Here is a 7,572-nt window from a genome sequence, read left to right as displayed (position 1 = left end):
CAGCCGGGCTACGTCTCCTTGAGCTTTCCCACCATCGCCGGCTTCAATGCGAACGGTGCCCAGCCGCACTACCGAGCCACCGCTGAATCCCACGCCATGATCAGCACGCCGCAAGGCCTGTGCGAGGAAGGCCTGCTGTTGATCGACTCCGGCGCCCAGTACGTGGGCGGCACCACCGACATCACCCGCGTCTGGCCTATCGGTACGCCCAACGCCGCGCAAAAGCGCGACTACACCCTGGTGCTCAAGGGCACGATGGGCCTGTCGCGCACGCGCTTCCCGCGTGGCACCCTGGCCCCGATGCTGGACGCCATGGCCCGCGCCCCGCTGTGGGAACACGGCATGGACTTCGGGCATGGCACTGGCCACGGCGTGGGCTACTTCCTCAATGTGCACGAGGGACCGCAGTCGATCTCCAAGGCGGTACCCGATGCCAACATGGCCATGCAGCCCGGCATGATCACGTCCATCGAGCCGGCGCTGTATCGCCCGAAACAATGGGGCATCCGCATTGAGAACCTGGTGCTGAACGTGCTGCTTGAATCGGCGGTGCCTGACGCCGCGCCCGGCACGCCCGAGCACGGCGAGTACCTGGCGTTCGAAACGCTGACGCTGTGCCCGATCGACACGCGTTGTATCGACCTGTCCCTGATGCGTGATGATGAAATCGCCTGGCTCAATGGCTATCACGCAGAGGTGCGCAGGCGCCTGAGCCCTCTGTTGACAGGGGATGCGCTGGCCTGGCTGAACACGCGTACCGAACCGGTCGCGCGCTGAGGCGCATCAACTCGCCAGGGCCAGTTCCAAGGGTTGGGTCTGTCGGTCCGAGCGGCGCGCACCGCCGGTCACGTAGCGCTTGACCACGCGCAGCAAGTCGCCGCGCAGGAAAGGCTTGGACAGGCAATCGTTCATGCCCGCCTGCAGGCACTCCTGCTGCACCTCCTGCTGCGTGCTGGCGGTCAGTGCCACGATGGGCACAGGCGCCACGCCACGCTGCGACTCGATCATGCGGATGTGCCGCGTGGCATCGAAGCCGTTCATCTCGGGCATGTGGCAATCCATGAGCACCAGGTCGGCCTCGTGCCGGGCCAGCCACTCCAGGGCCAGCTGGCCGTTCTCGGCGTGGGCCACGCGCAAGCCCATCTGTTCGAGTTCGGTGAGTGCCACGATCGCATTGACCGGGTTGTCTTCGACCAGCAGCACCGTCGCGGTTGGCGCCTTGCCTGGCGTCATGGCCACTGGCGTGGCGGCTGAGGCCGCCTTGGTGGCAGGTTGAGCAAGGTGTGCCGTCATGCGTGCCAAGGGCAGGACACAACGGAAGGTCGAGCCTTCGCCCGGCTGGCTGTCACAGGTCAGCTCGCCGCCCATGGCCACGCAAATCTCACGCGCAATGCTCAAGCCCAGGCCACTGCCAGCTGCCTTGCGCTCATAGCGCCCGTCGACCTGATGGAAGGCATCGAACACCCGGGCCAGCTCATCTTCGGGGATGCCGATGCCCGTGTCGGCCACTTCCAGGCCGATGCGCGATGGCTGGCCGTCTTCATGGGGCAACTCGAACAGGCGCATGGTCACCCGCCCCTGCTCCGTGAACTTCACGGCATTGCCCAGCAGGTTGAGCAGGATCTGTTTGAGCCGGCCGCCATCCACATGGACCAGATAGTCCGAGGGCAGTTCGGAATCCAGCACCACATCCAGCCCTTTTTCCGTGCCGTTGACCGCGGCGAGCGACGTGACCTCGCGGGCCAGATCGGGCAGGTTCACAGGCGCCGGTGAGAGCTCGATGCGACCGGCCTGCAAGCGGGAGTAGTCCAGCACATCATTGATGACACCCAGCAGATGCTGCCCGGCGGATTCGAGCAGGTTCATGCGCTCGTGGGCCTCCTGGCTGCGCAACTCACCGCGAATCAGGCGAGACAAGCCCAGGATGCCGTGCAAGGGTGTACGCATTTCGTGGCTCATGGTGGCCAGGAACTGTCCCTTGGCCTGGCTGAGCTCTTCCGCCTCGCGCAGCGCCACCGCCTGCGATGCCGTGATCCGCTCATTGGTGAAGCGCAGGAACAGCAATTCGCCCACGCGACGGTGAGCCCGCCCTGTTTCCATCCACAACACGCCCATGAAGCCTGTGATGCTGAAAGCGCCAAACAAGCCCAGGACCGAGTTCAACGTTGTGCAGTACAGAGCGACAGAGGTCAGCATGGGCATCAACCAGATGCGTGCAGCCGAGCGGTCCACCGTCAGCATGAATGCCCCGCAGGCCGCCAGGCCGGACAGCGTGCCGATCAAGGTCGCCTGCAGTTCGATGTGTGACCGAACGGGCAACATCCACAACATGGCGCCCCACCAGGCGCTGAGCGCGAAGATGCTGTACTTGACGTTGCGCATCCACCTGGGATGCTGGCGGTCCTTGGCCCGGAAATACAGGATGCTGCGGGCAATGTGGATGGCAGCGATCATCATCAGGCCGGCCAGCCAGCCCCACCCCGGCACGCCCATCGGCTCGGCCACCATGTAGTCAACCATGATGGCAATCAGGCAGCCCAGACCGGCCGCAATGGTGGTGCCCATGGGAATGTGCGAAAAAAGCATCCGGGTCCTCGCGGTGAGAACCTGTTCGGTCAAATGATCGGCTTGTGCGTGATCGGTGTGCATTTTTCGGCCGCCTGTCTGGAAAGGGCCTGGCACCGGGAAAAGCCCGCCGCCAGGCCAAAGGCAACGGTTGCAGTATCAACAAGACGCGCAAGCGGCAACACCGTGAACGCCCTTGGATGCACTGCACCAATGCGCCAGACTGATACATATTCCCACCCTCATATCGGGGGGATGCACCACTTCATGTCAGGCCATCAGGTGACCAAGGCGATCCGGCACCAAGTTCAGGCACAAACCTGATGGCACAGAGGCCAAAGGGCTGGCATCAAGTTTGCGTGTATTCAGGCCAGAGAGGAACGACGTCATGTCGTTGCTTCGAAAAGGTGGCTAGGGTTCCGGTCTCGCTCATGGCGGGATGGCTGGTCCGAGAGCTACCGGCCCGAGTCGGTTCACTGCCGGCACTGGCTCCACGGCGGGACAAAAGCCCGGGAGGTTCGCTTCAGCACATGAAGTGTCCTCTCTCGTGCTTCCCAACCTGCCCGGAGTGAGTCCCATGTCAGCCGACGAACAGCGTAGTCAGTCCTCCATCAACACGGTGGATGACCACAGTGCCTGGAGCCATGATCGCGGTCGCCACGATCATGGCTCCCCAGGCACCCCTTCTACCGAAACGGCACCTGCCAATCCCCCCGCCGATCAGCCTGTGGACGCCCTGCCCCACTGGCAGCGCTTCGCACCGGATCTGCCCGCCGAACGCGTGATGTGGTCCGAGGTCGTGCCCGGTGGTGGCCACTGGTCTTACGTGATGCCCCGAGGCAGCCGCCTGCGCATGGTGGCCCTGGATGCTGGCGCCAACCTCAGCATGGTGCTCTACCACGCCAGGGAAAAGCTCGAGCGCTACAACATGCCCGACTCGCTCAAGGCACAGCACACCGCCCACTACACACGCGGCCACGTGCTGATGAGCGACATGGGGCGCGCCCTGGCCAGCATCACCGAAGACACCCTGGGCTGGCACGACCCCATGGGCGGCCTGCTGGATGCCGAGCGCCTGCACACCAAGTACGGCGGGCGCAGTTTCCACACCCACCGCAACGCGATGTACCGCAGCGGCAAGGACGGCCTGCTCATCGAGATCGGCAAGTACGGCTTGAACCGCCGCGATCTGATCGCCCCGGTGAACTTCTTCAGCAAGGTGTCGGTGGACGCCGAAGGCCGCTTCCAGTTTGCGCCTGGCCACGCGGCCGCCGGTGCCATGGTGGAGCTGCGCTTCGACATGGACACGCTGATCGCGTTTTCCACCGCGCCACACCCGCTGGACCCACGCCCTGACTACGCCCCCGGCAAGGTCGGGCTGGCCGCATGGAAGTCGGGCCCTGCGCCCAAGGACGACTTCAACCGGGCCTTCCGCCCCGAGTGCGCCCGTGCCCTGCACAACGCCGACATGTATTACCTCTGACCCGGAGCGCCCACCATGAACGCCACCGCAGACAACATGAACACCGCCGCAGCAACGGCCGTGCGCATCCAGGAAAGCCAGCTCGATCCGGCCCAGGCCGTGGTCAACCACGTGCTGCCATCGGGTGAGCCCTATCTGCTGCACATCGCGCAGGGGCAGACCCTGCGCATCGTCGACCTGGAAGGCAACCAGGCGGTCGACGTGATCTTCTACAACGCCAACGACGCCGCCGAGCACTACAGCGCCACGGACACCATGCTCAGCCAGGGTGGCATCTACCTGACCACGGGCTCGGTGCTGATGTCCAGCGAAGGCAATCCCATGCTGACCATCGTGGCCGACACCTGCGGGCGGCACGACACCCTGGGCGGCGCCTGTGCGGCCGAGAGCAACACCGTGCGCTATGCCTTGCAAAAAAAGTTCATGCACAGCTGCCGCGACAACTACCTCATCGCCCTGCAGCACGCCGACATCGGCCTGGGCAAGCGCGATCTGGTGCCCAACGTCAACTTCTTCATGAACGTGCCGGTCACCGAAGACGGCCAGCTCACCTTTGCCGATGGGGTGTCGGGCCCGGGCAAGTACGTGGAGCTGCGCGCCGAGATGGACATCCTGATGCTGGTGTCAAACTGCCCGCAGCTCAACAACCCGTGCAATGCCTACAACCCCACCCCCGCGCAATTCCTGGTCTGGGACTGAACGAGCATGACTGACACCTCGCCGCAAGCCAAGGGCTTCACCACCGTTCTCATCGCCAACCGGGGCGCCATCGCCTGCCGCATCATCCGCACCTTGCGCAAGATGGGGCTGCGCAGTGTGGCGGTGTATTCCGAAGCCGATGCCGACGCCCGCCATGTGGCCATGGCCGATGAAGCCGTGTGCATCGGGCCCGCCCCGGCTGCGCAAAGCTATCTGGATGTGGCCCGCATTCTGGATGTCGCCAGGCAGACGGGCGCAGGGGCCATTCATCCTGGATACGGCTTCCTGTCGGAAAACCCGGGATTTGCCCAAGCCTGTGAAGAAGCTGGCATCGCCTTCATCGGCCCGACCGCCGAACAGATGCTGGCCTTCGGCCTCAAGCACACCGCGCGTGAGCTGGCCCAACAACATGGCGTCCCCCTGCTGCCTGGCAGCGATCTGCTGGCGGATGCCGCAGACGCCCGCACGCAAGCCGCACGCATCGGCTACCCGGTGATGCTGAAAAGCACGGCCGGCGGCGGTGGCATCGGCATGCGCCTGGTGCGCAATGAAGCCGAACTGGACGCGGCCTATGAAGCCGTGGCCCGGCTGGCACAAGCCAACTTCAAGGACGCCGGCCTGTTTCTGGAAAAGTTCGTGGAGCGCGCCCGCCACATCGAGGTGCAGCTGTTCGGCAATGGGCAGGGCCAGGTCGTGGCCCTGGGCGAGCGCGACTGCTCGGCCCAGCGCCGCAACCAGAAGGTGATCGAAGAGACACCCGCACCTGGCCTGGCTCCCGCCACGCGACAGGCCCTGCTGGAAGCAGCCGTACGCCTGGGCGAGGCGGTGTCCTACCGCTCGGCCGGCACGGTGGAATACGTGCTTGATGCCGACACGGGCGCTTTCTATTTCCTGGAGGTCAACACCCGCTTGCAGGTGGAGCATGGCGTGACAGAACAGGTCACCGGCGTGGACCTGGTGGAGTGGATGGTGCGCCTGGCCCGGGGCGATCAATGGCCCTTGTACGCGCCCAAGCCCAAGGGCGCCTCCATCCAGGTGCGCCTGTATGCCGAAGACCCGGCACGCAACTTCCAGCCCAGCGCGGGCGTGCTCACCGAGGTGGTGTTCCCTGACGATGTGCGGCTGGACGGCTGGGTAGAGCGCGGCACCGATGTGCCGCCGTATTACGACCCCATGCTGGCCAAGCTCATCGTCACGGGCGAAACGCGAGAAGAAGCCGTGCACAAGCTGCAGAAAGCGCTGGCCGAGACCAGCCTGGCTGGCATCGAGACCAATCTGCGCTACCTGCGCGCCGTGACGGCTGCGCCTGTGTTCGTGCAAGGCGAGATCGTCACGCGCACCTTGGGGCAGTTCGAATGGCACCCGCGTGCCATCGAGGTGCTGGACGGCGGCGTGCAGACCACCGTGCAGGACTGGCCTGGCCGCACCGGCTACTGGGACGTGGGTGTGCCACCTTCAGGCCCCATGGACGAGTTGCATCTGCGCCTGGCCAACAAGCTGGTCGGCAATGAGCAAGGTGAGGCCGCGCTGGAGTGCACCGTGGGTGGCCCTGCCCTGCGCTTCCATGCCGACCTGGTCGTGGCCCTCACAGGTGCCCCCATGCCCGTGACACTGAACGGCGTCGTGCTGAGCACCGATCAAGCCTTCAACCGTGCCTTGCCCATCAAGGCTGGCAGTACCCTGAAGCTGGGCACGGCACCACTGGCCGAAGGGGGCGCGCGCACCTACCTGGCCACACAAGGCGGGCTCGATGTGCCGCTGTATCTGGGCAGCCGCAGCACCTTCACGCTGGGCCAGTTTGGCGGCCATGCCGGCCGCACCTTGCGAACCGGCGACATGCTGCATGTGAGCCCAGCCCCTGCCGGCTCGCCCGCCTTCGGTGACCTGTCCTTGAGCGCGCCCAGCCACCCGGCTCACGCCCTGCCCCAGGAGCTCGCCCCCACACTCAGCCGCCATTGGGACATTGGCGTGATGTACGGCCCGCATGGCTCGCCGGACTTCTTCACGCCAGATGACATCGCCGTCTTCTTCTCGACCGACTACCAGGTCCACTACAACAGCAGCCGCACAGGCGTGCGCCTGATTGGCCCCAAGCCGCACTGGGCCCGCACGGATGGCGGTGAAGCCGGCCTGCACCCATCCAACATCCACGACAACGCCTATGCGATCGGCGCCATCGACTTCACCGGTGACATGCCCGTGATCCTCGGCCCGGACGGCCCCAGCCTGGGTGGCTTCGTGTGCCCTGCCGTGGTGGTAGGGGCCGAGCGCTGGAAGCTGGGCCAACTCAAAGCCGGTGACTCGGTGCGCTTTCATGCCATCACCGTGGCGCAAGCCGAGGCCATGCAGCACGCGGTGGACGCGCTGGTGGCATCCGTCGGCGAGCCCCGCGCCAACGCTGCAGCGATCAGTGCCCCCGCCTTGCCGCAAGGCGTGCCGGCACATGAAGTCACGGCCAGCTTGTCACCCATCATCGACACGCAGGCCGATCGCGTGATCCGCCAGGCGGGCGACCGCTACGTGCTCATCGAATACGGCCCGCTGCAGCTGGACCTGACCTTGCGCTTCCACGTGCACGCCGTGATGAGCGCGTTGCAAGGCATGCGTGAGCAAGGCAAGCTGCCCGGCATCGTCGACATGACGCCAGGCATCCGCTCCCCGCAGATCCACTTTGATCCGATGAACCTGCCCCGCACGCAACTGCTGGCGGCGCTCAACCAGGCAGAAGCCACGCTGGCCACCAGCGATGACATCTCGGTGCCCACGCGCACCGTGTGGCTGCCCTTGTCATGGGATGACAGCGCCACGCGCCTGGCCATCGAAAA

Annotated in this window: 5 protein-coding genes and 1 riboswitch; of the genes, 4 read left to right on the top strand and 1 reads right to left on the bottom strand. The window is 65.4% G+C overall.

Going from position 1 to position 7,572, the window contains the following annotated elements; all coding sequences use genetic code 11:
• Window positions 1-777, top strand: a 777-nt coding sequence (locus VFW84_RS12830) for a M24B family metallopeptidase (protein ID WP_329680855.1), incomplete at its 5' end; no start/stop codon positions are given.
• A gap of 6 nt (window positions 778-783) precedes the next feature.
• On the opposite strand, the gene VFW84_RS12825 is transcribed toward VFW84_RS12830, so the two are convergent.
• A complete protein-coding gene (locus VFW84_RS12825; protein ID WP_329680854.1) occupies window positions 784-2,586 on the bottom strand; it encodes an ATP-binding protein in 1,803 nt (600 codons plus the stop codon).
• 379 nt (window positions 2,587-2,965) lie between these two features.
• Window positions 2,966-3,083: riboswitch (guanidine-I (ykkC/yxkD leader) on the top strand.
• A gap of 266 nt (window positions 3,084-3,349) precedes the next feature.
• On the opposite strand from VFW84_RS12825, the gene VFW84_RS12820 reads away from it, so the two are divergent.
• The 3 genes from VFW84_RS12820 to uca form a co-directional block, all read left to right on the top strand.
• Complete coding sequence (locus VFW84_RS12820) at window positions 3,350-4,048, top strand: urea amidolyase associated protein UAAP1 (RefSeq protein ID WP_414638982.1); 699 nt, start codon at window positions 3,350-3,352, stop codon at window positions 4,046-4,048.
• 15 nt (window positions 4,049-4,063) lie between these two features.
• Window positions 4,064-4,747, top strand: a complete 684-nt coding sequence (locus VFW84_RS12815) for an urea amidolyase associated protein UAAP2 (protein ID WP_414638980.1) — start codon at window positions 4,064-4,066, stop codon at window positions 4,745-4,747.
• Window positions 4,748-4,753: 6 nt separating this feature from the next.
• Window positions 4,754-7,572 (top strand): urea carboxylase (uca, locus tag VFW84_RS12810; RefSeq protein ID WP_329680852.1); only part of this gene is annotated, 2,819 nt, incomplete at its 3' end.

It is taken from the genome of Aquabacterium sp. (genome assembly GCF_036279655.1).
Classification (GTDB): domain Bacteria; phylum Pseudomonadota; class Gammaproteobacteria; order Burkholderiales; family Burkholderiaceae_C; genus Aquabacterium.
This window is presented reverse-complemented; position numbering and strand designations above follow the sequence as displayed.

Coding starts and splice junctions, on each gene's coding strand:
- VFW84_RS12825 (WP_329680854.1), bottom strand. CDS start 2,586: ATGCTTTTTTCGCACATTCCCATGGGCACCACCATTGCGGCCGGTCTG.
- VFW84_RS12820 (WP_414638982.1), top strand. CDS start 3,350: ATGTGGTCCGAGGTCGTGCCCGGTGGTGGCCACTGGTCTTACGTGATG.
- VFW84_RS12815 (WP_414638980.1), top strand. CDS start 4,064: ATGAACGCCACCGCAGACAACATGAACACCGCCGCAGCAACGGCCGTG.